The 273-nt window shown below is 67.4% G+C and carries 1 protein-coding gene; it reads right to left on the bottom strand.

The annotated features are described in order from the left end of the window. Positions 1-91: 91 nt before the first annotated feature. A partial coding sequence (locus ABG80_RS22590) for a hypothetical protein (RefSeq protein ID WP_160322483.1) occupies positions 92-273 on the bottom strand: 182 nt, incomplete at its 5' end.

Genomic DNA, 273 nt, shown 5'->3' with positions numbered 1-273 from the left:
ATGAACTCTAGAGCCGCCTGCGTCGTCCCAGCGTGCGGGCTTCGCCCATCCCGCAGGGCCGCCGCCAGCGGCCTCATACGTGCATCCATCCTCACACCTTGCCCCCCTCATAGGCGAGGCTCACCGACGCGCCAGGGGCCCACGCACGCACCGGCACGGACACCTGCTCACCCACTCGGCCCTCGAAAGGCTTGGTGTCCGGAACTGTGAGGGTGAAGAGTTGAACGAGGCCACGGTTATCGAGGCCCTCGATCTGGAGAACCGGGCGGGTGG

Origin of the sequence: Aquabacterium parvum (assembly GCF_001447195.1) — a bacterium.
GTDB classification, from domain to species: Bacteria; Pseudomonadota; Gammaproteobacteria; order Burkholderiales; family Burkholderiaceae_C; genus Aquabacterium; species Aquabacterium parvum.
The sequence above is the reverse complement of the archived record's forward strand: the minus strand, read 5'-3'. Positions and strand labels throughout refer to the sequence as shown.